Genomic DNA, 24,977 nt, shown 5'->3' on the forward strand with positions numbered 1-24,977 from the left:
GGGTCGTTCTTTAATAGGGAACATTTTTTTAACACACTTCAAGCGAAAAGGTCTATCAGCATTTAAAAAATGAAACTTTGAAGGCCAGAGTAATTATCATATAGTGGTCTTTTAAGTATAATCTTGAACGAATGAAACGTAGTTTTTTGATATTGTTTTTGGTGATCGCAGGGCTGCTGGCTGGTCAGGAAGTATTTGCGCAGGGAGAACATAAAGCGATCACGTTCTCGGGGATGGTTGTAGGTGGAAAGCAAACCGAGATCCTGCCGGGCGCGACGATCTTTATTGTCAACGCCGGCCGTGGTACATTATCAAGAAGCGACGGATCTTTTACGATTAAGGTTTTCCCCGGTGATAGTATCGTTTTTGGATATGTTGGTTTTAAAAATCAGTATCATATTGTGCCTAGAAACTACAACTCCGACATTTACTCGGCTATTGTGGCCCTTCGTGAAGATGTGGTAACACTCTCAGGCGTAACCATTTATCCTTATTCAACCGAAGAAGAATTCAAGAAAGCATTCCTGGAATTGAAATTACCCGATCAAGCCGATCGTGACGCGCTGGCGAGAAGTACGGATCCTGATTACATTAACAGAATGGCCGCACAGGTCCCGAACAATGCGCAGACCAACTACCGGTATTCCATGGATCAGCTCATGTTTGGCCGAGAATCGGTAGCGGGAAAAGGCTTTGCCACTACGTTTCCATTCTTAAATCCGTTTGCCTGGGCTAACTTCATTAAGTCTGTTAAAAAAGGTGATTTGAAACAAAAAGACTGGCGCAAAGACCTGAATGCGGCGCCGCGTGAGAATATTCAGAAAGAAGATTTCATCCCTTCATCTGAAAGAGAAAATCCGAAGAAAAACGCCGCAAACTGATCACGCGGGCTGAGGAGTAAATTTCTTTAAATCGATTCGGTTACCGTCGAACACGGCATAATGTTGCTGGGTAACCCATTCTCCCAGGTTAATATATCTTGAATCAATAGCCACCTGCATATCAAGTGTAAGGTGGCGATGCCCGAATATATAGTACTGATGCGGATTTTGCGCGTGTACCTCTCTGCTATATTGAAAAAGCCACTCATTATCTGCTCCTAAAAAACGTTCTTCACCCTTGTTGACATTTGCCGCGCGGCTGCTTTTTGACCAGGCTGTGGCGATCCAGATCCCAAAGTCAGGGTGCGTCCAGCGGAATATCAGCTGGAAAAACGGACTCTCAAATATGCGCTTCAAAAACTTGTAAGTGGTATCCCCCGGGCCAAGTCCGTCACCGTGGCCGACAAGCATTTTGGTAGTACCTTTTGCTGTAATGAAGTTGAAACTGACTGGATTCCGGTAAATAGCCGCACCAAGTTCTTCCGTCAGATAACCTGACATCCACATATCGTGGTTTCCCGTAAAAATGATCAGCTCAATGCCTTTATCAGATAATTCGGCCAGCTTGCCAAGTAGCCTGACGAATCCTCTCGGCACTACGGTTTTATATTCAAACCAAAAATCAAATATATCACCAACCAGAAAAATGGTCTGCGCATCCGCTTCGATGTATTCCAGCCACTCGACGATCAGCTTCTCCCGCTCGCGGCTGCTGGCTGCCGACGGAACTCCCAGATGATAATCCGAAGAAAAATAAATGCGCTTCCCGGGTTGTAAAGTAATGCTCCTTGTCTCGAACTGATAATTCATGTGAATCTTTCAAATGGGACGCAAGTTACGATCTTCGCAGGAAATGACCATTCAAATACCCACCCTGAGCCTCATCGCCGCTAACTCAATTAATATTCAGCCAGTTAGCCAATTGTGTATATTTAATATGGTAATAATTCCATAAACGCACATTCAATATGAGGAGCATCAGCAGCATTTTTATTCTGACATTGATACCGATCGTGTCATTTGCACAGATCAGGATCAGCGATCCAACAAGGGTAGTGGAGCGGCAGGCCGAGAACCGCGCCAACAGGAAGGTTGACCAGGCTGTCGACAAAGGGTTTGATTCTCTGGAAGAAGGGATTGGGAATATGTTTAAGAAAAAGAAGAAGGAAGAGGAGGTGAAGGGGGAGAAGGGGGAGACTGGAGGAAAGGGAGGAAGGGAGGAAGGGGGTGTTTCTGAGCGTGCGGATGGTGAAGGTGCAAATGAGGCTGCGGTTTCTGGAAAGTCTGAGAAAGGTTCTTTGAAGTCTTACAGCAAATTTGATTTTATTCCGGGCGATAAGGTCGTGGCGGTCGAGGATTTTTCTCAGGATGCGGTGGGTGATTTTCCTGCGAAGTGGAACACGAATTCTTCGGGAGAAGTGGTTACGATCGAAGGTACTGAGGGAAAATGGCTGCTGCTTGGACCGGAAGGCGTTTTCTATCCCGAATTCGTGAACGCATTGCCCGAGAATTTTACACTAGAATTTATGCTGGCGTCGACCTCCGATTTCAGCTTTTACTCGGGTTACCTGCGTGCGATCATAGCGGAAGTGGCTGATCCTGCCAAAAACTTTACGCACTGGAAATCTTTTGACGGTGATAAAAAGAATGGAATAGAACTCGGCTTGCATCCAAAAAACGCAGGAGGGCAGCAGGGACTGGCTTTCTTTAATGTATTTGGCGCTGACCCAGCGGGTTCTTTGATGAAGAACGAGAAGAGCATTCCTGCATTTCACGTGCATGACCATAATCCTGTGAAGATTTCAATATGGCGGCAGAAAACCCGTCTTCGTTTGTATGTCGACGATTTCAAGGTTTGGGACTTGCCGAGGGCATTTAACCAGGAAACGAAATACAATTTTATCGGATTCTCAAATGCGGGTTACCACCAGGAAGCAGACAAATATTTCGTTTCCAACCTGCGGATTGCGGTAGGCGCGCCAGATACGCGGAGCAAGCTGATCACAGAAGGGAAATTTTCGACGACCGGGATTTTGTTCGATGTGAATTCAGCTAATATCAAACCAGAATCGTACGGCGTACTGAAAGATATTGCGACTGTTTTAACCGAAAACGGAACGGTGAAGGTGAAGATCATCGGGCATACGGACTCCGATGGTGACGAAGGCAGTAATCTTGCATTATCCAAAAAACGTGCTGCATCTGTCAGGGAAGCATTATCGAAGGACTTCGGGGTCGATGCGGCAAGGTTGGAAACCGACGGGAAGGGAGAAGCGGAGCCTGCATCGCCCAATGGGACCTCCGAAGGTAAAGCGAACAACAGGCGGGTCGAGTTTCTTAAAATGTAAATGCTCGCCTGGCTTTTTGTGAAGTCTCTTTTTTACTTTGCGCTTCTAAACAGATTTGTGATGAAAAGGAACTTCCTGATTTTAATGATAACGGGCATATTGGCCGCGGCCTGCCTCCCTTCTTTTGCGCAAGCACCAAAAAAAATCCCCGCCGACAAGCAAAGAGCATTGCAGTGGAAGCCGGAAAAAGGGCAATATTATTTTAGTCATTCCCTGGTTTTCGACTACCAGAATAAGGCTGATAATACCTCAGGCAAATTGAAAATTTACCTCGATCCCGTTTCCGGCGCTATTTGTTTTAGGAAAGAAAGCAGTTTTGGTGAGCATGGAAAAGGATTTGATTTCGTGATCGCCTTCCCGGACGGAAAATACATCTTCTGCGGCGCCGATGACGCAGGTAAGAAAATGCGGATCGTGGAAATGGTGAAGGAAGTCAAACCCAATGCTGAAACAAAGGCGGAGCAACAGGAGAATTTCACTACCTATTGCATTCCAACCGGTAATAAGAGAGTGGATTTTGGTTTGGAAAGCCTGGAATATGACCTTACCTACGCCACTTCGGACACAAAGGATAAGATCTGGCTCACAAAAACACCTTTCAGTTCTTACACAATTTATGGTATCGAGTTTGTCGAAAGCGCGGTCAGCTTGCCGGTTTCATTCGACTACCTGCATTTGCTGACTTCCGACCTTTTAGTGACAGAGATTAATTCAAAAGACCTGATATTGAAACTGACAAGCCTTGAAAAAGATCCTTTTCTTGCTAATATCAAAGGTTATCCCGAAGTAAAGGTTGCTGATTAGGCACAAAAAAGTCCGGTTTTGATTCGAAATGTCAAAACCGGACCGGCTATTTTAAGATTCGCTTTCAGCCAGTGCCTGCTCGGCTTTTACTTCCGAAAGCGGCCGCATATTTGCTGGAATTTCCTGCTCCTTATCTTCTTCCGCAGTGTAAGGGAATACGTCCAGAATAGGTGTAAGGTTAATATCTGTCGTTTCGTAAGGGATTAAAAAGTTTTTCATGCTCTCATTGATGCGGTCGAGCGCCTGCTGGATTCCGTCGGCATTTACGAGCATATAGTTCACGATTTTCTTCTCCTTGCCGCTTTTCTCATCCACTGAAAAATAGATCACTTTCGCTTTAAACCACTGTTCACCTTCCTCATAGGCAAACAGGTCGGCAAGCCGCATGCGCGTAATGCTCGTCACGCTGAAATCGCTCGCGCCCGTCACAACCTGCTGATATAACCTGGCTTCTGATTCTGTGTAAGATACAGCGTCAACGAGATACACTTCATTGATCGTTTTCAAGCTTCCCGCCTCGTCTTCTTTTTGATACCTGATTTTTCCTAAATACCAGCTTGCCATAAATTATTTCGGATTGAATTAATAAAGTCTGCAAATGTAGACGCTTGCTTCAACGGCGCAAAAAAATATAGTTGGAAAGTAATAATCCCCAAACGCAGTATGCGTTCTGATACCTACTGTTTAACTTGCAAAAAATTTTATAATGAAAAAGAACCTATCTATTGGTTTAGTCGTGCTGATTGCGGGCCTTTTATCGGCCTGCGGTGTTGGAAAACAGGTTTCTGAGGCGAAAACTTTCGGGGAATGCAAATACGATATCAAGTCTGTCGACAGTGTTTATCTTGCCGGAATTGACGTTAGGGAATTTAAAAATCTTCGCAGTTTCAGCGATTTCGATCTTGCCAAACATCCTGGCCTTGCATTGGCATTGCTGAGAAAAAACGTGCCGCTCGATCTGCGGGTTAATCTTGATATTACCAATCCTACAAAGAAACGCGCCGCTATTAACCAGCTGGAATACAAAGTGTTGCTTACCAATAACGAGATATTCAACGGATACCTGAGCCAGCTGATCGAAGTAATGCCCGGCACCGGAAGTACCCGCGTTCCTATAAAGCTGAATGCCAATGCGTACCAGTTACTTACCAACGATCAAACGCGCGATAGTTTTGTGAATATGATCCTTTCATTGACCGGAAGATCCGACGCAAAACCGACGAAATTTACTGTAAAAGTGAAGCCTACGCTGGATATTGCAGGCAAGCAGATCGACTACCCCGGCTATATTACCTTCGAAAAGGAGATTACCAGCCAGATGATCACCGGCATTCAGAACCGGTAAGCGGATTACGTCAATTAAATATATGTTTTGAAGCTATTTTTAGATAACCCTCATTTATCAGCCTATTTCGGACTTGTTGCTGTCCTGTTTATATCATTTGGCGCTTCATTTTTTATTCCGAAATTTTCAGTAGCCAGGAAGTGGCTTGGGATGAGTCTGATTTTTGTTCCGGTCATCTATTTCTTCCTGATCCTCGACGCGCACCTGGTCAATATTCCGTTTACCGACGATTTCAATCTGCTCGAAACGGTTTACAATTTTCAGCACGCGCCCGATTTTACCAGCAAGATCAAGGTACTTTTTGAACAGGTTAACCAGCATCGTTTCGCCTTCGAGCGCATTGTGATGCTGGTTATGGTTTTTTTTACGGGGACCGTAAATATCAAGGCACAGATCCTGATCGGCAATCTTGCCCTGCTGGGAATGGCGTACCTTTTGTTCAAATCCCTCAAAAAGGAGAGCCTTTCCTTCTACTATTTCATCCCGGTTCCGTATCTGCTTTTCAGTCTTATTTACTGGGAAAACGCCTACTGGGGAATAGCCGCACTTCAAAATACACCGCTGATATTCTTCGCTTTTCTCACAGCTTATGCGGTAGGTAAGGGGGACAACAGGGGGTATATTCTAGGAATTGCAGCCGCATTACTGACAACTTTCACGAGTGGAAGCGGATTGCTGGCGTGGATTATCGGCTTTGTAATTCTGTTGTTTCAAAAGCGATTTAAGCTGGCAGCCGGCTGGATATTGGCTGCTGTTTTGATTATACTATTCTATTTCCTATTTGATTATCAGGTAGTTCCTGCAACCGGCGAAAAGGTCTGGACGCATTCCTTGTTCAATTTTATATTCGTATTGGGCTTTTGGGGAAATGGTTTGTACCTCGATATCCGCCACCCGCTCGTCTCCCAATTTCATCCGGACCTGATCCTGTGCGTGCTTTTGGGAGGATTGATTTTCCTGCTGTTCCTGGCCTGGTTTCTGCGCATCCTTACCCGTAGAATTACGGTTTGGAGCGATTGGTTTTTGTGGGGCGCAATGATGTTTTCGATGGGTACCGGCGCGATGTTCGTTATCAGCCGGCCACTGAACAATTACTTTATGTTTGGTGGAAATGTGTTCTCGCGGAGGTATATGATCTTCGGGGTTGCATTGCTGGCCACGGTTTATATTTGTCTTATTATTTTGGTTAAAAATTGGCAGATATGGCGGAAATGGATCGCAGTACTGGTTGGAGCGAGCTTTGTGATACTCAATTTCGTAAGCTACTATTTATCGATTGTGCAGGTCAGAAAAATGCACGACGATCTCGTGATAGACAGTTACCACTGGAAAAACTATAGCACCTTTCTCACAGCAGGCGATCTGTTTGGTGATATCCCGTTTTGGAACCACCCGACCAGAATGAAAAACCTCGTCAATGCGTTGGAATCACAAGGTCTGACTGATTTTTATCAGTTTAATACCATTCCCCCGCATCAGGAACTTCTTACCAAAACTAATACGGGGCGCAAGTTTAGCGGTAATTTCAATGCTACTTTTCACTATCGGAATACAGACAATAATATACCGACGAGATATTACAGGTTTACAGTAAATCCGGCGGCGGGCTCGGTTGCACCTTCCTATTTCGTGTTCAGTTCGGACACATTAAATCTGGTTTTGCCCGCGGTGCCCGTACCGAACAAGTTTGGCGATTTCATGAAAACCGGCTCCTATTATGGAGATTCCTATCAATATGGACTTTTCAACTTAAAACTTCCGAAAGGTCAGTTCAGGGTTTATATTTTGACAAAAGCACAGGAAGACTGGAAATCAGAATTTACGGGAAAGTCGATCGTTATTAAATAGAATACTATTAAACCCCTCTCATGCAGATACTTACCTACAATCTGAACGGAATCAGGGCCGCTCTAAAAAACGGACTGATTAGTTGGCTGAGCACTACACCTGCCGACATTTTGTGTTTTCAGGAAGTAAAAGCTACGCCCGATGTGGTAGATCTTTCCGGTTTCGAAGCCTTAGGCTACGAGCTGGTAGGCTGGCATTCTGCGGAGAAAAAAGGTTACAGCGGCGTCGCTATATTTTCCAAAATAAAAGCCGATTTCGTGCAGGCGGGATGTTCCATTCCGGCTTATGATCGGGAGGGAAGGGTGCTGCGGGCTGATTTTGGGGATATTACGATATTGAACTGCTACTTTCCCTCTGGTACGAGCGGTGAGATCAGGCAGTCTGTCAAAATGACTTTCCTAGAAGATTTCTTTGTCTGGGCCAATGAACTGCGTAAAGAGCGGCCCAACCTGATCATCTGCGGCGACTATAACATTGCACATACCGAGATCGATATTCATGATCCTGTTCGGAATAAAAAATCGTCGGGCTTTTTGCCTGAGGAGCGGGCGTGGATGACGAAATGGTTTGGCAACGGATTTACTGACGCATTCCGATTCAAGAATCCCGGATTACGGGAATATTCGTGGTGGACCTACCGCGCCGGTGCGAGAGCGAATAACAAAGGCTGGCGGATCGATTACATTTCCGTCGCCGACACGATCCAGGATCGCATTGTCGCAAGCCGGCAATACAATGATGCTGTCCATTCGGACCATTGTCCGGTGTGGTTGGAAATTCAATAGGGCACTTCGTCCTTTCACCAGCGATAACAAATTCATCCCTGCGGCTTTTTTCGTATTTTTGATCAGAGCAGCTTTTACTCAAAACGTTATGGAACTGCAACTGCCTATGACACTGAAAATGGGGAATCTAATGAACGAGGAGAAATTCTTTCAGTTCTGTCAAATGAACGACACACTAGAGCTCGAAAGAGACGCGCAAGGAAATGTTATTGTTATGTCTCCAACAGGATCTTTTACAGGTGGCTTTAATTCAAAAATTCTCATTGAGTTGGGGATATGGAATAAAGAAAATGGTTTTGGCGAAGTTTTTGACTCGTCAACAGGTTTCACACTACCAAATGGCGCAGTTCGTTCGCCGGACGTTTCCTGGGTACGCAGCGATCGCTGGGATAGTCTTTCGATCGAGCAGCAGGAAAAGTTCGCGCCGGTTTGCCCCGATTTCATAATTGAGATCCGTTCCCAATCTGACGGACTGCGATATCTAATTGATAAAATGGACGAATACATCGCAAGCGGTACGCAGCTCGCCTGGCTGATAGACCGGTTTGACAAGAAAGTCTACATTTACAGAGCCGATAGAACGATCGTGCTGCACGAAAGTATCCACATCAAACTCTCCGGCGAGTCGGTACTGCCCGGTTTTGAGCTGGATCTGTCAGCCGTATTGAAGTAATTCACCCAGCAGCGACTAAACGATTCTCTTTTGTTTCAATACTACCTCATTTACAAGCCTTTCGGCATGCTTTCTCAGTTCACACGGGAAGGTGACCATGCGACACTCGCAGATTCTGATTTCACTTTTGCCAAAGATATTTATCCGGTCGGCCGGCTGGATGCAGACAGTGAAGGTCTTCTATTGCTTACCAATGATAATTATCTCAAAACAAAATTACTGGAACCCCGGAACAAGCACACCAGAACGTACTTTGTGCAGGTGGAAGGCCAGGTTTCGGAGGAGGCCTGCGAGCAGCTTTCCGCAGGCGTGGATATCAGTATCAATGGTAAATCATACCGCACGCTTCCTGCAAAAGCACATTTGATTGCGGAGCCCGTGCTGCCGGAAAGGAATCCGCCGATCCGATTTCGTCAGAACATACCCACTTCCTGGCTCTCACTGACACTTCGGGAAGGCAAAAACAGGCAGGTACGCAGAATGACTGCGGCAGTGGGCTTTCCTACGCTACGATTAGTCCGCTGGTCCATCGGAAAATTTTCTCTGGCTGATAAAAACGGAAATTTTCCTAACAATGGGGACGTATGGGAAGTTATGCCTTCGGAGGTCGGACGTTTCTACGAATGAACATTTCGGATGGTTACAAAACACTGCGTGCAGACTTGGCAAACCGGATAGAAGGCTTAATTTTGTAGATACCTGTTCTTAAAATAAGGCTGATAATTGGCAAAGGCAAATAAAGAAACCCCGCTTAACAAACAATACAATCAGATCAAAGCGAAGTATCCGGGCGCATTGCTGCTATTCCGGGTCGGTGATTTTTATGAAACTTTTGGAGAAGACGCGATCAGGGCATCGAAAATTCTCGGAATTGTACTTACCCGCCGGAATAATGGCGGCTCGCACGAAGAACTAGCAGGTTTTCCACACCATTCTCTCGACAACTATTTACCCAAACTCGTCCGAGCGGGCGAGCGCGTCGCTATTTGCGATCAGCTGGAAGATCCCGCAGCGGCAAAAGGCATTGTAAAAAGAGGGGTAACCGAGCTGGTCACGCCCGGCGTTTCTTATAACGACAATGTACTGGATACCCGCCGAAACAATTACCTCGCGGCTGTCCACATAGGCGGCGACGACCTTTACGGGATCGCATTCCTTGACATTTCGACTGGGGAATTCATGACTTCCCAAGGCAATGCAGCTTATATTGATAAGATGCTGCAAGGTTTTTCTCCTTCGGAAGTGCTCTTTTGCAAAAAACATAAGCAGGAGTTTAGTCAGCTTTTTGGCGGGAAATATCATACTTACCAGCTTGAAGACTGGTGCTTTGGCTACGATTACGGTTACGAGCAGCTGATCACGCATTTTCAAACCACAACCCTGAAAGGATACGGTATTGAAGCAATGCAGCTGGGTATTGTCGCTGCTGGTGTGATCCTGCACTATCTCAAAGAAACAGAACACAGGGAAATAGCGCATATTGGTCGCATTACTCGGCTCGAAGAGGAAAAATACGTATGGCTAGACCGTTTTACAGTACGGAATCTTGAACTGATATATGCACAGCAGGAAGGTGGCGTTCCCCTGATCCAGATATTAGACCAGACAGTTACGCCAATGGGAGCCAGGTTGTTACGCAGGTGGATGGTGCTCCCTTTGAAAGATAAACTTCCGATTGAAGAACGGCTGAATATCGTCGGGCATTTCCTGAATAACCGGGCTATACACGAATCGGTTGTCGGGTGTTTGAAACTGATCGGCGATCTTGAAAGATTGATTTCAAAAGTGGCGGTCAGAAGGATCAACCCGAAAGAGCTGGTTCAGCTGAAAAGGTCACTCACGCAGATCGGGCCGATTAAGGAAAGCTTGCATAAGTTGCTTGAAAAGGAACGTAAGAAGTTACAGAAAGATACCGACACCGAGCAGGCGCTTTCACCTGCATTGGAAGTATTGCTCAAATACGCCGATCAGCTGGATACTTGTAAAGAACTGGTTGATAAGATCGAAAATGAACTGCGAGAAGACGCGCCGATCCTGTCTAACCAGGGTAGGATGATTAAAAAAGGCGTGGATGCCGAGCTTGACGAACTGCATGCAATATCTTACGAAGGCAAAGACTATCTCCTTCAATTGCAGAACCGGGAGATTGAAAGAACGGGGATTACCACGCTTAAAATTGCCTATAACAAGGTTTTTGGCTACTATCTGGAAGTTACCCACGTGCACCAGAACAAAGTGCCTGCGGAGTGGATCAGGAAGCAAACGCTCGTTAATGCGGAACGTTACATTACCCCCGAATTAAAGGAATACGAGGAAAAGATTATCAATGCGGAGGACAGTATCTCTTCCATTGAATCCAGACTTTTCAATGAGATCGTACTCGCTGCTACCCAGCACGTGGAGATCATTCAAAAGAATGCTGCGATCATTTCGTCGCTCGATGTGCTCAGTTCCTTTGCGACCGTCGCGGCTAAAAATAACTATGTAAAACCGGTTATTACAGAAGGTAATGTGCTGGATATCAAGCAAGGGCGGCATCCGGTCATTGAGCAGCAGCTTCCGGTAGGAGAAAGCTACGTGCCCAATGATGTGTACCTGGACGATGCTTCTCAGCAGATCATTATCATCACCGGCCCAAATATGGCGGGTAAGTCGGCATTGCTGCGGCAAACTGCCCTGATCGTTTTAATGGCGCAAATGGGATGTTATGTGCCCGCGAAAGCAGCCTCGATTGGTTTGGTGGACAAGATTTTTACCAGGGTAGGGGCGAGTGATAACCTGAGCCGGGGCGAAAGTACGTTTATGGTCGAAATGACCGAAACAGCGAGTATTCTTAATAACCTAAGTGACCGCAGCCTGATCCTGATGGACGAAATTGGCCGCGGGACAAGTACTTATGATGGTGTTTCTATTGCCTGGGCGATTACCGAATATCTGCACAGCCAGAAGGAATGTCGGCCCAAGACCTTATTTGCTACACATTATCATGAACTGAATCAGCTTTCTGAAGATTTTCCAAGAATCAAGAATTTCAATGTGGCCGTGAAGGAGGTGGATAACAAAGTCATTTTTCTTCGCAAACTCAAGCCGGGCGGCAGTGCCCACAGTTTTGGTATTCACGTCGCGCAGATCGCCGGCATGCCGCAACCTATTGTGTTGAGAGCCAGCGAAATTATGCAGCATCTTGAAAAAGAGCACGTGACGCAGGAACACAGCAAAAAGATCAAAGAAATCCCTAAGAACAATTTTCAGCTCAGCATTTTTGAACCGGCTGACCCGAAAATGGAAGAGCTCAAAGAAAAACTCTCCCTGATCGACGTGAACACACTATCGCCTATTGAGGCGCTATTGAAGTTGAACGAGTTTCAAAAACTCATTAAAAAATAATCCACTTTTATATCTACCAAAAACTCCTACTTCCTTTTATGTTATGAAAAATTCAACGCGGTTTCAGTTGATGGCCATGATGTTCCTCCTCTACTTTATATGGGGATCGTGGTATGGGCAAATGAGTAAATACATGTTTACCGCCCTCAATGCGACCGGAGGCCAGGTAGGAAATGCATACGCAGCTTTTTCTATCGCACAGATTATCGCCCCGTTCTTCGTAGGCATGATCGCCGACCGGTACTTCGCGGCGCAAAAGGTTTTGGGCGTTTTAAGTATCGCCGGCGCAATCCTGCTTTACGTGCTTTCCGGCATTACCAGCGCCGACAATTTCTTCGGAATTATCCTGCTTTACTGTATCTCTTTCGCGCCGATGATGTCACTTACTACTTCCATCGCGATGCAGCAAGTAACCAATTCTGAAAAAGATTTTCCTGCAATCCGCGTAATGGGAACGGTTTCCTGGATTGTTGTGACCAATATCATCGGTTTTTACGGCTTCGGCGACAGCGCGATGATCTTCAAAATCTCAATGGTAGCATCTGCGATTCTGGGTATCTATTCATTCTTCCTGCCCGATACCCCACCGAAACCAAGTGTGAAGAGTTCTTTCTCGGATATTATGGGTCTGGATGCATTCAAGCTCTTCAAAGACAGATCTTTCGCGATCTTCTTTATCTCTTCGCTACTCATTTGTATCCCTCTTTCATTCTACTACGCGATGGCCAACCCGTCATTGACCGACTCGGGAATGACTAACGTGGAAAACAAAATGTCGCTGGGACAAGCTTCGGAAGTTGTATTTATGCTTCTTATTCCGCTAGCTTTCAGCAGATTAGGCGTTAAATGGATGTTGATCGTCGGTTTGATCGCGTGGATAATCCGCTTTGTAGGATTTGGTTATGGAGATGCGAACAGCGAATGGTTATTGTATCTCGCAATTATCCTGCACGGTGTTTGCTACGATTTCTTCTTCGTAACCGGACAAATTTATACCGACAGCAAAGCGGGAGAAAAATATCGTTCTTCTGCTCAGGGATTGATCTCTATTGCCACTTATGGTATCGGAATGGGGATCGGCTCGTGGCTGGCAGGACTTGTTGCTGACATGTACACTGTGAATGGCGTGAAAGACTGGACCAGCATCTGGATGGTTCCGGCGGGAATCGCAGCCGTAGTACTGGTACTTTTCGTTTTGTTCTTTAAGGATAATAAAATAAAAGCAACTGCCTGATCGTCAGGTTTTAATATGCAACGCATTAAAAAACCCTGGAAGCAATTCCAGGGTTTTATTTGTTTATTTCGGATTAAGAATTATTACCATCTGTCATCGTCGTCGCGGTTACCAAACTGTCTTTTGCTGCCGCCGCCGCCTTTCTTGTTGAATTCATTTCCTCTGCCATATCGGCTGTCCGTCTTGGATTTGTTACCCTGACCCTGACCGCCGCGATCCCCAAAAGGTCTGTCATTTCCACCTCCTGGTTTACGATCCTGGCTGCGGTATCTGTCACCGCCTGCGCCGGAGTTACCCCCTCCGAAGCCACCTCCGCCAAAACCGCTTCCACCTCCACCAATTCCACTTCCCGAGCTGCTTCTGGCAGGACCTCCTGTTGTATCAGCGCTTCTGTTTTCAGTATCGTTGGGCCGCGGGCGATTGAAGCCTTCTCTTCCCGAGTCTGTGCGCTGAAAAGAGCCAGGTCCGCTTCCGCCGGGCGCGCCAGGTCTCTGCTCTCTTTTCTGCGATTCGTTCACAACCAATGGTCTGCCGTACATATCCGCACCATTTAGCGAGCTGATCGCCAGTCTTGCTTCGCTCTCATCGGGCATTTCTACAAACCCGAAACCTTTGCTTTGACGAGTAATTTTGTCAATTACAATTTTCGCGGAGCTCACAGTACCGTACTTCTCGAAAGCTTCACGCAGTTCGCTTTCCTTTAACTTAAAAGAAAGACTCCCAACAAAAATGTCCATGAAACGCCTGTTTATTAATTTTTAGGTTATAAATATATTTTACTTAAGCTGGTAAGCGACTACGTTGTTTTTCATGAAAGTAGGCACGTACACAATTTTCTTAGCAGCATCGTATCCGATATCCGCCGAATTCGTCTTGTCTGCGGTGGTGTCCAAAAGCTTCTCTGTGGTGCCGTCGGATTTTACGTAATAAACAACTCCGGCCCAGCAGGAAACGAGATATTCACCTTTTTTAACTTCCTCAATACCATCTGTACTCTTGTCCATTCCCTCGGCTAAAACGGTCACTTCCTTGGAAGGACTGAGCTTTTTGAGAATTCCGCTGTCCGCGATTAAAAGATCCGTGCCGACAGCCAGCAATCCGTTCGGTCCTGTCAGATTTTCAACGTAAGTCGATACCTGCCCACCTTTGATTAAATGTACCTTTTTTGTTTGAGAATCAGATACGTAAATGCCGCCTTTTGAGTCAATTGTAATATCATTCAAAAATTTGGAGCCTTCAACAGGATGTTTTTTAAGGATTTTTCCGGTTTTAATATCGATCTCCACTACATCTGTAACATCTGCAACAAATAATTTCGATCCATAAATGCCCATTCCTTTCGGTGCGCTGAGGCCGGTTACCCAGTCTGCTGCGATAATTTTGCCGTCCAGCCCAACTTTCGCAATCCCGCCTTTTTCATCTTTTTCTCCCGCCTTACCGTCGATCAGCGCCACATACAGCAACTTATCCTGCTTACTGAAAAGGACAGATTCCGGTATTGGCAATGTAGCCTCCGAAGACCATATCTGAGTAAGCGAATGCTGCGCTTCTGAGGTAAATGACAGACAACCTGCCATCAGGGCGGTAAGTAAAATGTGTTTGGTTTTCATAAAGTTATTAAAGCAGGATATAGGTAATCGGTTGCACATTCTGATCACTCTATCAAAGCTAAATAAAAATGCCCATACTGATTAGTCTGGGCATTTTTTAAATTTTCTTTAAAAACTAAAATCGCGTATTTCGGTTCCTATTTGCGTTTCTTACCTTTTTTCTTTTCAGAAACAACTGGCTCGGTTTTCACTTTTGTCAGGTCGTTGATCCGGATATTCCTGAATTTCAGTTCCGAACCGTGACCAAGGAAACCCAAATGCCCCGAAGTTCTGGCTAAGCCCGGATGTTCGCGGTGATCTGGTGTTCCGTTCTTGCTCGCTTCTGCCAGATCTCCGTCCAGGATCACAGTTCCATTCAAAGTAACCTTGATCTTCGAGCCCTGCACGCGTACTTCCTGGTAATTCCATTCACCCATTGGTTTCAGGAACCCTCTTTCTGCGGGAATAATACCATAAGCTGATCCGTGATACTGGTATTCTTTCAAGTCTTTGTAAATATCCGCATCGTTGTCGAGGATCTGTATCTCGGTACCTTCGTATGCTGCGTCCCCCTTCATTGGCGTCCTGATTCCGAGACCATTATTCGCGCCGGGCGTCAATTGGAATTCAAAACGAAAGTCAAAATCACTGTATTCGTCTTTGGTGTAGAGATTTCCTGTGCCACCTTTTTTCGGGTCAACAACCAGCTCGCCGCCGTCGATGAAATAGTCGGTTTTATTACCAACCCATTCAAATAGGTTAGTGCCGTCGAAAAGCACTTTGAAACCTTCTTTTTTCTCTTGTTCAGGAAGCGCAAATTCCTGGCGCGGCAATTCCCGCACGTAGATATCGCGGTAGTTGATCTGGTTCCCGTGTGCCTGTAATTCAAGCTGCTCGGAAGCGAATATCGGCAGGTTTTTGTCCCAGTAATTTTCCAGAACAACATTATCAACCACATTCTCTCCATTCAAGTCCACCGAAACGCGGTCGCCGATCATGGTAATATGGAACGTATTCCATTCGCCAATCGCATTATCAGCCAGCTTGGAAGGCTTGCTTGGGTTTTTCTGGTTATTGTACAAACCACCTGAACCTACCTGCGCGCCTACATCCACCCGCGAAGTATCCCAGATCTGTACCTGCGGCGTTCCTCTCAGGTATATCCCCGCGTCGCCGTCTTTCTGGATCTTCCAATCTACGTACATTTCAAAGTCGCCGTAAGATTTAACGGTAGCCAAATTGTCGCCGTGGCCTGAGAATACCAGCTCTCCGTCCTTCGCATACCAGTCTTTTTTCATCGCTTCGTCTGCTTTCGCCTGTTTCAATTTCAATGAATCAGCGCTAATTTTGCTGCGCGCGATCGGATTTTCTACCAGGCCTTTCCAGCCTGTCAAATCTTTTCCATTGAATAGGGAAACAAATCCTTCGCCAGCCGGCATATCGGCCAAATGGCGGGTAATGGCCTGCTGCTGGTATTCGCTGTCTTTGCCTTTCAATAAAGAAGAAGCTTTCGTAAGCAGTTCACGCACTTCGGTACCGTAGAAATTTTTGTTAGCCAATGCGATCGTCACAACGGTTTGCGCGGCAGCCAGCTGGGTTGCGGGCTGATCCAGGTATTTACCCGCAAACAGCATCGCATTGAAAGTCCTGAATTTCGCCAGTTCTTTCAATATCATTTCTTTTTGCGCATCAGTTTTCGCCAGTCCCATTGCTTCACGCAGCATGATCACTTTCAATGCTGGCGTTTTTGAAGATTTTCCGGCAACCGAAACGTAACCGGACAATGCCTCGTCAAATTCTCCTGCTTCCGTCGTCTTTTTCGCAATCGCCAAAAGCTCCTTCGCGGCGCTGGCATCATTCCAGGAAGATAGCGAGCTGATCGCCGTTTTTTTGGTAGCAGCGTCTCCTTTTTCATAAGAAGAAACCACAGAGCTTAATGCTTTTTTACCGCCGATCGTGGCAAGTATCGGAAGATAATTGCTTTGCTTTTCAGCCGAAGCCGCCTGCATTTGTTTCAATATCAGGTCAGTCTGTGCATTCGTTTCGCCTGAACTTTTCACCACCGCACTGATCGCATTTTGTACAGCGGCAATATCTTCCGGCGCGGTTTGCGAGTTAAGTAATGTAAATAGTTGCGGCAGGTCGTTGGCAGTAGCAAGTGATTTAAGCGAGCTAAATGCAGCTTTACGCACGGCCGGATCCGTACTTTTAAGCTGGGAAGAAACTACCGGGAGCTTATTACTCGCCGCGCGCGTAGCCAGCACATCGATCAATGCAGCCTTCGCAGGAGCGGGCAAAGTAGGTATTGCTTTCGCGATCTGGTCGGTCAATGCAGCTCCTTTAATGGTCAGGAGGCTGTTTTTTACTGTTTCAATTTCTTCCAGACTAGCTGTCTTCGTCACATTGATCAGGCTGGCAATGCTGCTTTCCTGGCCGATTTTACCCGCAGCCCATATTGCCGCTTTCTTAACCTGCGTATCTTTTGCTGTCAGCGATTTCAATATCGCGGGAAGTGCGTCCTGCGAACCGGCGTGACCGAGCATCGTAATGATCTCTGCCTGAACCTCAGGCGTCGCTTTTTTCATTGCAGCCAGCCACGGAGCTGTTCCATTCGCCATCAGGTATTTCTGGCCAAGCTTCAATGCCGCAGCGCGGTATTGTGGATTGGTGCTTTGCAACGCACTTACCAGCGCAGGAACGGATTCTCTTTTCTTAATATCCGAATAGATTTTCAGCGCAGCCGATTTCGTCGCTACCTGTTTCGGGTCGGGCGTATTCTTTACGATTTCCCATGCAGCTTTCTCAGCCTGTGCAGCATTTCCTGTTTGGGCAAGATTGGCGAGGTATTTCAGGTAAACCGCGGTTGCATCACTGAGATCATAACCGTACAATGTTTTTTGCGCAGCCAGCATTAATATCTGTTCCGAAGAAGGCGCTGCGATTTCTGATAATGCATACAAACTGACCTTGCGTAAAAGCAGGTCTTCACTCGTCGCCGTTTTCTCGATCTGCGGCGCAGCTTCTTTGTATTTACTATCACCAAGTGCCTCAATAATTGCGATTTGCGCAGCGCCTTTTGCATTGCCCAAAGCTTGGAACAAGGCAGCACCAGCCGCATCCGATCCATTTCTTGCTAACGCCCTGGCAGCCGGTCCGGATAAACGTTCGTCGCTCAGGTAGGTTTTCAGGGCATTAATGGATTCATCTTTTCCGACAGTCTGCAACTGGTATATCAGGAAATTCTTGCTGTCAGGATCAGTGACTTTTCCCAAAGCCTCGCTGTAAGCTTCGGAAGCTGCAACTCTTGCAGTTTCCTTGCCCGCTTGTGATGCATAATAGGTAAACCCGCCAAGCGCATATTGGATTTTGGTATTGTCACCTTTTCCAAGTGGCGTAAGCATGGTGGCGATCTGAACGAGCGCGGGTTTGCCCAGCTGTTCCAGTTCGGCCATATTCTTTTTCAGCCCGGCTTCGTTCTGGGCAGGCAGTTTGGAGAACAAACCTTCGATCTTGGTAGTAAGCGAAGCGTCTGATTGTGCGAAAACCGGCGAAATGAGCAGGTACGCAGCTATAATGGGGTAAAATATTTTTTTCATTAAGTGGTTTCAGGATTTCGGTAAAACGCTGTTTTGTCAGATAGTCCAGGGACCGCGCATAGGCTGGTTGATCAGGCGGTTAGCGCCTTCGTCGTCTACAAACTCCTGTTTTTCGGGGTCGAATTTCAGGGAGCGGCCCAGTCTTAAAGCAGCCAGTCCCATGTTCACGATCGTGCAGGAACGGTGGCCGTTTTCTTCGTTCAGCGCAAACTTTTTCCGGTTTTTAACAGCATCTACAAAATCCGTCACCTGTGGCTCGGGATCAGGGAAAGCGGCCAGTTTCTTCTCCAGATCAGGAATATCAGATTTGAAATTCGGGTACAACTTTCCTTTCGGGCCTTCGATATAGGCTACTTTTTCATCTTTCGCTTCTCCGTCCAAAACGATCTGGCAACCGTCTGCATAGGTATAAGTAATGCGTCTCCACGTGCCCACCGCCTCGGTATGCTGCTGCGGGGCGTCCACTTCCACACTCACCGGACTGGTATCGTCTTTTCCCAAAAAATACTGAACCGGATCCAGGTAATGCTGACCCATATCGCCCAATCCTCCTCCATCATAATCCCAGTAGCCGCGGAAAGTCTGGTGCACGCGATGCTCGCTATACGGTTTGTACGGCGCAGGGCCGAGCCACATTTCATAGTCCAGGTCGGCTGGTACCGGCTGGGGCGCATTGTTTGTTTTTCCTACCCAATAAAATTTCCAGTCGAAACCGGTATGCTTGCTAACGGTCACTTTCAACGGCCAGCCCAGTAATCCGCTCTGAACGAGCTTTTTAATAGGCTTAACCGGCGTTCTCATGCCGTAAAAGTTATCTTCAAATCGAAACCAGGTATTTAATCTAAAAACCCTTCCATGTTGCTGCACTGCTTCGATAAGGCGTTTTCCTTCGCCGATCGTACGCGTCATCGGCTTTTCACACCACACATCTTTTCCGGCGCGGGCTGCATCGGCGGCGATGATCCCATGCCAATGCGGCGGCGTAGCTACGTGCACAATGTCAACTTCGGGAAGCTGGATCAGCTCGCGGTAATCCGAAAACGTCTTCACGCCTTTATCGACCATATTCACGGCTGTCGTAAGATGCTTTTTATCCACATCGCAAAGCGCAACTACTTTGGTTCCGGCATAGGGAATGTGACCGCGGCCCATGGAGCCGGTGCCTACGATCGCCTTGGTGAGCTGGTCGCTCGGGGCGAGAAAGCCTTTGCCTAGCACGTGGCGGGGAACGATCGAAAACGCTGCCACCGTGGCAATAGAGCCTTTGATAAAGTTCCTTCTGGATGCAGAAGTACTTTTCTGTTCTTTCATTGATTAAGATGATTTAGGAATATAAATGTAATAGCCTTCAATTTAGGTCAATATTCATAACAGACCAAAACTGCTTCGCGCTTTATGGGAATACCACCAGTATTTAACGGAATCTGAAAAGATCGGTGTTTACAACGGAATATTTCCGTGCTTTTTCCGGGGCAGTACCGCCACTTTGTTTTCGAGCATTTCAAAGGCTGCGATCAGTTTTTGACGGGTTTGTTCGGGGTAAATTACTTCGTCAATATAGCCCCTATTGGCAGCCAGATAGGGATTTGCGAATTTCTCGGTGTATTCAGCGATCTTTTCCTGCAACTTTTCCTGCGGGTTTTCGGCCTGGGCAATATCACGTTTGAATATGATCTCTGCCGCGCCGCTTGCTCCCATTACCGCAATCTCCGCACTCGGCCAGGCATAGTTCATGTCCGCGCCGATGTGCTTGGAATTCATCACATCATACGCGCCGCCGTACGCTTTTCGGGTGATCACTGTAATGCGCGGAACCGTCGCCTCGCAGAATGCATAAAGCAGTTTTGCGCCATTTGTAATGATCGCGTTCCATTCCTGATCAGTGCCGGGCAGGAAACCGGGTACATCTTCAAGAACGAGTAAGGGGATATTGAAACTGTCACAAAAACGCACAAACCGCGCCGCTTTCTGACTCGCGTGAATATCGAGCACGCCCGCAAGTACAGCCGGCTGGTTCGCCACAATACCAATGCTTCTGCCCGCCAGTCTTGCAAAACCCACTACAATATTCTCCGCAAAATGCGTGTGCACTTCATGGAAACTGCCTTCGTCCGTTAGTTCCGTGATGACCTCACGCATTTCATAAGGCTGGTTGGAGCTCGGAGGGATAATGGTATTCAATGCAGGCCGCAACTCGTTAGTCGGAGTGTAGGGTACTCTCGGCGCCTCGTCTTCGCAGTTCTGAGGAATATAGCTGAGTAATTTTTTGATCGAAAGAAGGCATTCCACTTCATTCGGCGCCACAAAATGCGTTACCCCGGATTTGGATGCGTGCGTCATCGCGCCACCTAGTTCCTCGGAAGTTACTTCTTCGTGCGTGACAGTTTTGACTACATTCGGCCCGGTTACAAACATGTAACTGGTATTTTCCACCATCAAAATAAAATCGGTAATCGCGGGAGAATATACCGCCCCGCCGGCGCAAGGTCCCATTACAGCCGAGATTTGCGGTATAACCCCGGAAGCAAGCGTGTTTTTATAAAAAATATCAGCATAACCTGCCAGTGAAAGTACGCCTTCCTGAATACGCGCCCCGCCCGAATCGTTCAATCCAATAATAGGAGCGCCGTTTTTCATTGCGAGATCCATCAATTTGCAGATCTTCTCGGCGTGTGTTTCAGAAAGTGAGCCGCCGAAAACGGTAAAATCCTGGGCGAAAACGTAAATCAGCCTATTATTGACTTTTCCGTAACCTGTCACCACACCATCGCCGAGGTAATGCTCTTTGTCCAGCCCGAAATCACTGCTGCGGTGCGTAACAAACCGCCCTATCTCTTCAAAAGTACCTTCATCAATTAATACTGAGATCCGCTCGCGCGCCGTAAGTTTTCCCTTCTTATGCTGCGCCTCAATCCTTTTTTCACCGCCTCCGAGTTCAGCTTCAGCATTTTTTTGATCTAAAAATTCTTTTTTGGAGATGGAAGCGGATTCGGATTTCATGTAATACAGGCGATATGGTTACATTTGTTTTCAACGGATTATAAATATAGCGGCATTTTACTGATTCGGGAAATATCGATACTTATGAGGATGCTCGGGCGGCGGGCTTACCTGTTGGCATTCCTACTGGCTTTGCTGACCAATGCAGCATTTGCCCAGCCGGCAGGCGGAAAAAGCAAGCTCGACTTTCTCGTTTTACCAACGCAGGCGAAAAGCACAGCGCTTGGAACCCACCATTTGACAGCTTCTGGAAACGATCCGGCACTGTTTCTTCAAAATCCTTCTTTGCTGGACTCCACTAAAACCGATAATGCCTCGGTAAATCTGATGCCTTACCTGGCCGATACCAAATTTCTGAACCTTGCCTATGCAGGAAAAGCGGGGAGGCAGCCGGCCGTCTGGGCAGTCGGGCTGCAATATCTCAATTACGGTACCATGCAGGAAACCGACGATATAGGGAATGTGATCGGCGAATTTCGGGCGGCGGATTACGGGTTATCTGCCGGATACGGGCATTCCTTAGGCGCATTTACTGTCGGAGGAAGTATAAAGTTTGTAGGCGCTTCGGTGGAAACTTACCAGACTTACGGACTTGCATTCGATTGGGGAGCAATTTTCAAACATCCGAGGGAGGACTTTTCGGTTGGGTTTGTGGTAAAAAATATGGGGTTTTTGAAACAGAATTTTAATGGTGCTACTACTCCCGTTTTGCCACTGGATATTCGCGCCGGAATTACTTTCAAGCCTGAGTATATGCCAGTTAGAGTGACAGTTACTGCGCATCATCTCAACAGGTTCGATATGGTTTACAATGATCCCGCACTATTTTTTACCTATGATATCAACGGAAACCGGTTGCCCAGAAAGGTAGGAATTGCGGAAAAGCTGGGCCGGCATTTGTCGCTGGGAGCAGAGGGGCTGATCCATAAAAATTTCCGGCTGCTGCTGGGTTATGATCATTTACGGAGACAGGAACTGCGGCTTTCCGATCGCGGTGCACTGGCCGGTTTTTCTTTCGGAATGTGGCTGAGAGTCAAGCGGTTTGAGGTGAGCTACGGCCGCGCGCAATATGTTCCCGGTTTCGGTAGCAGCTCACTTTCCATTGTGATGAATTTGAAAAAAGGTTTTGTCAAAGAACCTTACTGAACAACAATTCCCTTTTCCAGTTTGAGAAAATGCGTGACGCACAAAGGGATTTCCTGGGGGTAATGCGAAACGTAGATCAGTGTTCTGTCAGAAGTATCGCAAATCGCATCTACTACTGATTTGAAGTATTCAATTGCTTCACTATCAAGTCCCTGACAAGGTTCGTCGAGGATGAGCAGCGGCGGATTTTTTACCAATGCCCGCGCCAGCAATACCATTCTCTGCTGCCCTTTTGAGAGCTGTGAAAAATCTTTTTCAATCAATTGACCAACGTGCAGCAGCTCCGCAACCTGGTGAACGCGCTGGATCTGTAATTCTGAGAGTTTCTTGAAAAATACACCAGTCGCATCAAAAAAGCCCGAAGCTATTGTCTTGAAGACCGTCGTATTTCTAGGAAAGTACAGGTGCAGTTCCGGCGATACGTGTCCTATCTTTTGCTTGATATCCCAGATCGACGCACCGGTTCCGCCCCTTTTTTTATCAAACAAATCAAAATCATTGGCAAAACGCTGGGGATTATCAGCGGTAATAATACTGAGCAACGTCGATTTTCCCGAACCATTTGCGCCAGACAATGCCCACTTTTCACCTTTCGCGACTTTCCAGTTTACCTTGTCCAATATAACCTCGCTGCCATATTTGACTTTGATATTGCGCAGGTCAAATGCATTTGTAAAATCAGTGAATTCAGGCAAACCGAAATCTGTCAGCTTAACCGCGTCAGGCTGAGGATTTGTGAGTTCCCGGGTAGCTGCTTTGAAATCAGAAACATTCGTTTTTCTGACAATTTTCCCCTCGTTCATTTCAAGGACATGCGTTATAACTGTGGGAATCTCAGTTGCAGTAGTCGCCATAATAATGGTAACTCCTTCCTTGGAAAGCTCACTTAGCGCATTACGCAACACTTCCCTCGAATGTACGTCCAGCCCGCTGAATGCATTATCCAGCATTAGCAACTTCGGTTTTTTCAATAAGGATTTTGCAAGAAGCATTCTCCGCGTTTCACCATTTGAAAGTGTAACAAACGGATGATCAAGCAAATGCGTGAGGGAAAGTAATTCTGAAACTTTGGAGAGTTCTTCTTCGGTCACCTTCGAAGGCTTCAATTCCACAGACTTATCATCGACCGTTCCGACGGGTTTAAGCTGGTCTGTCAGGACCGCTCGCAGGGTAGGGGCGCGCTCCGCTTCGTAGGCATGGAACCGCTGCTGATAATATTGCGCGCCTGCATTGACGATCCGGTTGAAGGAATAATCATTGGATGCGAGCTCGAACGTTTCACGCAGCGGCGCGTTCCAGGCGTACGATATCTTGCCCGAAAGCACCGGCCATTTACCAGCAATTATATCTAGCAATACAGTCTTCCCGGCTCCATTAGGCCCTACGATCGCCCAGTTTTCCCCTGCTTCAATATCCCAGTCAATACCTGAGAGAACCTGAATATCATATTTACGGACGGAAACATTTTGGAGCGAAACGAGTGGCATGAACTACTGAGCACTTGGATGAATGCGCAATATTAAAACTTTGCACTTAATTGAAAGCAAAAAAGCATCCTTGATGAGGATGCTTTTTTGTGGTTTATAATCTGCTGATGAATGTCAATGTTGTAGTTCGAGGTTGAACTCTTTTAGCATGGAAGCTGTGAATGCGGAAAGGTCGTCGGTTGTGCGGCTGGTTACCAGCCCGTTATTTGTTACTACTTCCTGGTCAATCCAAATCGCCCCTGCATTTTCAAGATCGTGCCGGATCGCGGCGTAGGAAGTAAGTGTTCTTCCCAAGACCACATCCGCGTCTATCAGCAGCTGCGGGCCGTGACAGATGGCGGCTACTGGTTTTCCGCTGGCGAAAAATGACCTTACAAATTCAATCGCTTTCGGCTGCATTCGCAAAGCATCCAGTCCCATTACCCCACCCGGGATCAGTAATGCGTCATAATATTCCGGTCGCGCCATTTGCAGGGGTACGTTCACCCGATGCTTCTCTCCCCAGTCCAGATGATTCCAGCCACGCACATGATCCTTATTTGGAGAAATCAGGTGGGTGGTAGCACCCATACGATCTAGGACTTTTCTGGGGCAGGTCATTTCGACTTGCTCAAATCCATCGGCAACCAGAATTGCAACTTTAAATGAATTAAGCGATTGTAACATAGGAATGGGTGTGGAATAAAGGTTTAGACAATTCAGGTATTTATTTGCACAAAAATTATGCCAATTTCTAATTATGTTGTTAAACGTATTTTTCAAACGTTTGCGTAGCTGCAAATCTACATGTGTGGAGTGCTGACGTTACCACACTAAATCGCCCGAAAACAAGAAAAGCAGCCCGGAAGCTGCTT

20 protein-coding genes are annotated in these 24,977 nt (G+C 46.7%); 11 read left to right on the forward strand and 9 right to left on the reverse strand.

The features are described 5' to 3' along the window. Nucleotides 1-131 precede the first annotated feature (131 nt). Nucleotides 132-881 carry a carboxypeptidase-like regulatory domain-containing protein gene (locus KOD92_RS16070; protein ID WP_215234595.1) on the forward strand — a complete coding sequence of 250 codons (750 nt, stop codon included), beginning with the start codon at nucleotides 132-134 and terminating at the stop codon, nucleotides 879-881. On the opposite strand, the gene KOD92_RS16075 is transcribed toward KOD92_RS16070, so the two are convergent. Then, complete coding sequence (locus KOD92_RS16075; RefSeq protein ID WP_215234596.1) at nucleotides 882-1,691, reverse strand: UDP-2,3-diacylglucosamine diphosphatase; 810 nt, start codon at nucleotides 1,689-1,691, stop codon at nucleotides 882-884. It lies immediately after the preceding gene. 158 nt (nucleotides 1,692-1,849) lie between these two features. Between KOD92_RS16075 and KOD92_RS16080 the strand changes: the two genes are divergently transcribed. Further along, complete coding sequence (locus KOD92_RS16080; RefSeq protein WP_215234597.1) at nucleotides 1,850-3,229, forward strand: OmpA family protein; 1,380 nt, start codon at nucleotides 1,850-1,852, stop codon at nucleotides 3,227-3,229. 60 nt (nucleotides 3,230-3,289) lie between these two features. Continuing rightward, nucleotides 3,290-4,033 (forward strand): hypothetical protein, encoded by a 744-nt coding sequence (locus KOD92_RS16085; RefSeq protein WP_215234598.1) that lies wholly within the window; start codon nucleotides 3,290-3,292, stop codon nucleotides 4,031-4,033. A gap of 51 nt (nucleotides 4,034-4,084) precedes the next feature. Here KOD92_RS16085 and KOD92_RS16090 read toward each other — a convergent pair whose 3' ends face one another. After that, complete coding sequence (locus tag KOD92_RS16090; protein ID WP_215234599.1) at nucleotides 4,085-4,597, reverse strand: DUF4494 domain-containing protein; 513 nt, start codon at nucleotides 4,595-4,597, stop codon at nucleotides 4,085-4,087. Nucleotides 4,598-4,739: 142 nt separating this feature from the next. Here KOD92_RS16090 and KOD92_RS16095 point away from each other — a divergent pair, with 142 nt between their 5' ends. The 7 genes from KOD92_RS16095 (at nucleotide 4,740) to KOD92_RS16125 (ending at nucleotide 13,305) form a co-directional block, all read left to right on the forward strand. Next, nucleotides 4,740-5,378, forward strand: a complete 639-nt coding sequence (locus tag KOD92_RS16095; protein WP_215234600.1) for a hypothetical protein — start codon at nucleotides 4,740-4,742, stop codon at nucleotides 5,376-5,378. 27 nt (nucleotides 5,379-5,405) lie between these two features. Beyond that, on the forward strand, nucleotides 5,406-7,226 hold the full coding sequence (locus KOD92_RS16100; protein ID WP_215234601.1) for a hypothetical protein: 1,821 nt from the start codon (nucleotides 5,406-5,408) through the stop codon (nucleotides 7,224-7,226). A gap of 20 nt (nucleotides 7,227-7,246) precedes the next feature. Beyond that, nucleotides 7,247-8,011 carry an exodeoxyribonuclease III gene (locus KOD92_RS16105; protein WP_215234602.1) on the forward strand — a complete coding sequence of 255 codons (765 nt, stop codon included), beginning with the start codon at nucleotides 7,247-7,249 and terminating at the stop codon, nucleotides 8,009-8,011. Between the two features lie 130 nt (nucleotides 8,012-8,141). Continuing rightward, nucleotides 8,142-8,684, forward strand: a complete 543-nt coding sequence (locus tag KOD92_RS16110) for a Uma2 family endonuclease (RefSeq protein ID WP_255567391.1) — start codon at nucleotides 8,142-8,144, stop codon at nucleotides 8,682-8,684. A gap of 66 nt (nucleotides 8,685-8,750) precedes the next feature. After that, nucleotides 8,751-9,311, forward strand: a complete 561-nt coding sequence (locus KOD92_RS16115; protein ID WP_229254720.1) for a pseudouridine synthase — start codon at nucleotides 8,751-8,753, stop codon at nucleotides 9,309-9,311. A 96-nt stretch (nucleotides 9,312-9,407) separates the two neighbouring features. Further along, on the forward strand, nucleotides 9,408-12,071 hold the full coding sequence (gene mutS, locus KOD92_RS16120) for a DNA mismatch repair protein MutS (protein WP_215234605.1): 2,664 nt from the start codon (nucleotides 9,408-9,410) through the stop codon (nucleotides 12,069-12,071). 43 nt (nucleotides 12,072-12,114) lie between these two features. After that, on the forward strand, nucleotides 12,115-13,305 hold the full coding sequence (locus KOD92_RS16125; protein WP_215234606.1) for an MFS transporter: 1,191 nt from the start codon (nucleotides 12,115-12,117) through the stop codon (nucleotides 13,303-13,305). A gap of 83 nt (nucleotides 13,306-13,388) precedes the next feature. Here KOD92_RS16125 and KOD92_RS16130 read toward each other — a convergent pair whose 3' ends face one another. The 5 genes from KOD92_RS16130 to KOD92_RS16150 all read right to left on the reverse strand — a co-directional run bounded on the left by KOD92_RS16130 (nucleotide 13,389) and on the right by KOD92_RS16150 (nucleotide 21,490). Beyond that, entirely contained in the window at nucleotides 13,389-14,042 is a 654-nt protein-coding gene (locus tag KOD92_RS16130) for an RNA recognition motif domain-containing protein (RefSeq protein ID WP_215234607.1), read from the reverse strand. 39 nt (nucleotides 14,043-14,081) lie between these two features. Continuing rightward, complete coding sequence (locus tag KOD92_RS16135) at nucleotides 14,082-14,915, reverse strand: SMP-30/gluconolactonase/LRE family protein (protein WP_215234608.1); 834 nt, start codon at nucleotides 14,913-14,915, stop codon at nucleotides 14,082-14,084. A gap of 137 nt (nucleotides 14,916-15,052) precedes the next feature. Then, entirely contained in the window at nucleotides 15,053-18,490 is a 3,438-nt protein-coding gene (locus KOD92_RS16140; RefSeq protein ID WP_215234609.1) for a family 16 glycoside hydrolase, read from the reverse strand. 36 nt (nucleotides 18,491-18,526) lie between these two features. Beyond that, nucleotides 18,527-19,801: a Gfo/Idh/MocA family oxidoreductase gene (locus tag KOD92_RS16145; protein WP_215234610.1), complete on the reverse strand. Its 1,275-nt coding sequence runs from the start codon at nucleotides 19,799-19,801 to the stop codon at nucleotides 18,527-18,529. Between the two features lie 129 nt (nucleotides 19,802-19,930). Then, nucleotides 19,931-21,490: an acyl-CoA carboxylase subunit beta gene (locus KOD92_RS16150; RefSeq protein WP_215234611.1), complete on the reverse strand. Its 1,560-nt coding sequence runs from the start codon at nucleotides 21,488-21,490 to the stop codon at nucleotides 19,931-19,933. Between the two features lie 84 nt (nucleotides 21,491-21,574). On the opposite strand from KOD92_RS16150, the gene porQ reads away from it, so the two are divergent. Continuing rightward, on the forward strand, nucleotides 21,575-22,636 hold the full coding sequence (gene porQ / locus KOD92_RS16155; protein ID WP_215234612.1) for a type IX secretion system protein PorQ: 1,062 nt from the start codon (nucleotides 21,575-21,577) through the stop codon (nucleotides 22,634-22,636). On the opposite strand, the gene KOD92_RS16160 is transcribed toward porQ, so the two are convergent. Next, nucleotides 22,630-24,123, reverse strand: coding sequence for an ATP-binding cassette domain-containing protein (locus KOD92_RS16160; RefSeq protein ID WP_215234613.1), 1,494 nt, complete (start codon nucleotides 24,121-24,123; stop codon nucleotides 22,630-22,632). The two genes, porQ and KOD92_RS16160, sit on opposite strands and share 7 nt — an antisense overlap. A gap of 114 nt (nucleotides 24,124-24,237) precedes the next feature. Then, nucleotides 24,238-24,789, reverse strand: a complete 552-nt coding sequence (locus tag KOD92_RS16165) for a type 1 glutamine amidotransferase domain-containing protein (protein ID WP_215234614.1) — start codon at nucleotides 24,787-24,789, stop codon at nucleotides 24,238-24,240. Between the last annotated feature and the right edge of the window lie 188 nt (nucleotides 24,790-24,977).

It is taken from the genome of Dyadobacter linearis, from assembly GCF_907165045.1.
Lineage (GTDB): Bacteria > Bacteroidota > Bacteroidia > Cytophagales > Spirosomataceae > Dyadobacter > Dyadobacter linearis.

Bases quoted from the DNA above. Each gene is read 5' to 3' on its own strand.
- KOD92_RS16145 (WP_215234610.1), bottom strand. From the start codon at position 19,801: ATGAAAGAACAGAAAAGTACTTCTGCATCCAGAAGGAACTTTATCAAA.
- KOD92_RS16165 (WP_215234614.1), bottom strand. From the start codon at position 24,789: ATGTTACAATCGCTTAATTCATTTAAAGTTGCAATTCTGGTTGCCGAT.
- KOD92_RS16160 (WP_215234613.1), bottom strand. From the start codon at position 24,123: ATGCCACTCGTTTCGCTCCAAAATGTTTCCGTCCGTAAATATGATATT.
- KOD92_RS16080 (WP_215234597.1), top strand. From the start codon at position 1,850: ATGAGGAGCATCAGCAGCATTTTTATTCTGACATTGATACCGATCGTG.
- KOD92_RS16085 (WP_215234598.1), top strand. From the start codon at position 3,290: ATGAAAAGGAACTTCCTGATTTTAATGATAACGGGCATATTGGCCGCG.
- KOD92_RS16135 (WP_215234608.1), bottom strand. From the start codon at position 14,915: ATGAAAACCAAACACATTTTACTTACCGCCCTGATGGCAGGTTGTCTG.
- KOD92_RS16110 (WP_255567391.1), top strand. From the start codon at position 8,142: ATGAACGAGGAGAAATTCTTTCAGTTCTGTCAAATGAACGACACACTA.
- KOD92_RS16130 (WP_215234607.1), bottom strand. From the start codon at position 14,042: ATGGACATTTTTGTTGGGAGTCTTTCTTTTAAGTTAAAGGAAAGCGAA.
- KOD92_RS16095 (WP_215234600.1), top strand. From the start codon at position 4,740: ATGAAAAAGAACCTATCTATTGGTTTAGTCGTGCTGATTGCGGGCCTT.
- KOD92_RS16140 (WP_215234609.1), bottom strand. From the start codon at position 18,490: ATGAAAAAAATATTTTACCCCATTATAGCTGCGTACCTGCTCATTTCG.
- KOD92_RS16075 (WP_215234596.1), bottom strand. From the start codon at position 1,691: ATGAATTATCAGTTCGAGACAAGGAGCATTACTTTACAACCCGGGAAG.
- KOD92_RS16125 (WP_215234606.1), top strand. From the start codon at position 12,115: ATGAAAAATTCAACGCGGTTTCAGTTGATGGCCATGATGTTCCTCCTC.
- KOD92_RS16090 (WP_215234599.1), bottom strand. From the start codon at position 4,597: ATGGCAAGCTGGTATTTAGGAAAAATCAGGTATCAAAAAGAAGACGAG.
- KOD92_RS16150 (WP_215234611.1), bottom strand. From the start codon at position 21,490: ATGAAATCCGAATCCGCTTCCATCTCCAAAAAAGAATTTTTAGATCAA.
- KOD92_RS16070 (WP_215234595.1), top strand. From the start codon at position 132: ATGAAACGTAGTTTTTTGATATTGTTTTTGGTGATCGCAGGGCTGCTG.
- porQ (WP_215234612.1), top strand. From the start codon at position 21,575: ATGAGGATGCTCGGGCGGCGGGCTTACCTGTTGGCATTCCTACTGGCT.
- KOD92_RS16105 (WP_215234602.1), top strand. From the start codon at position 7,247: ATGCAGATACTTACCTACAATCTGAACGGAATCAGGGCCGCTCTAAAA.
- KOD92_RS16115 (WP_229254720.1), top strand. From the start codon at position 8,751: ATGCTTTCTCAGTTCACACGGGAAGGTGACCATGCGACACTCGCAGAT.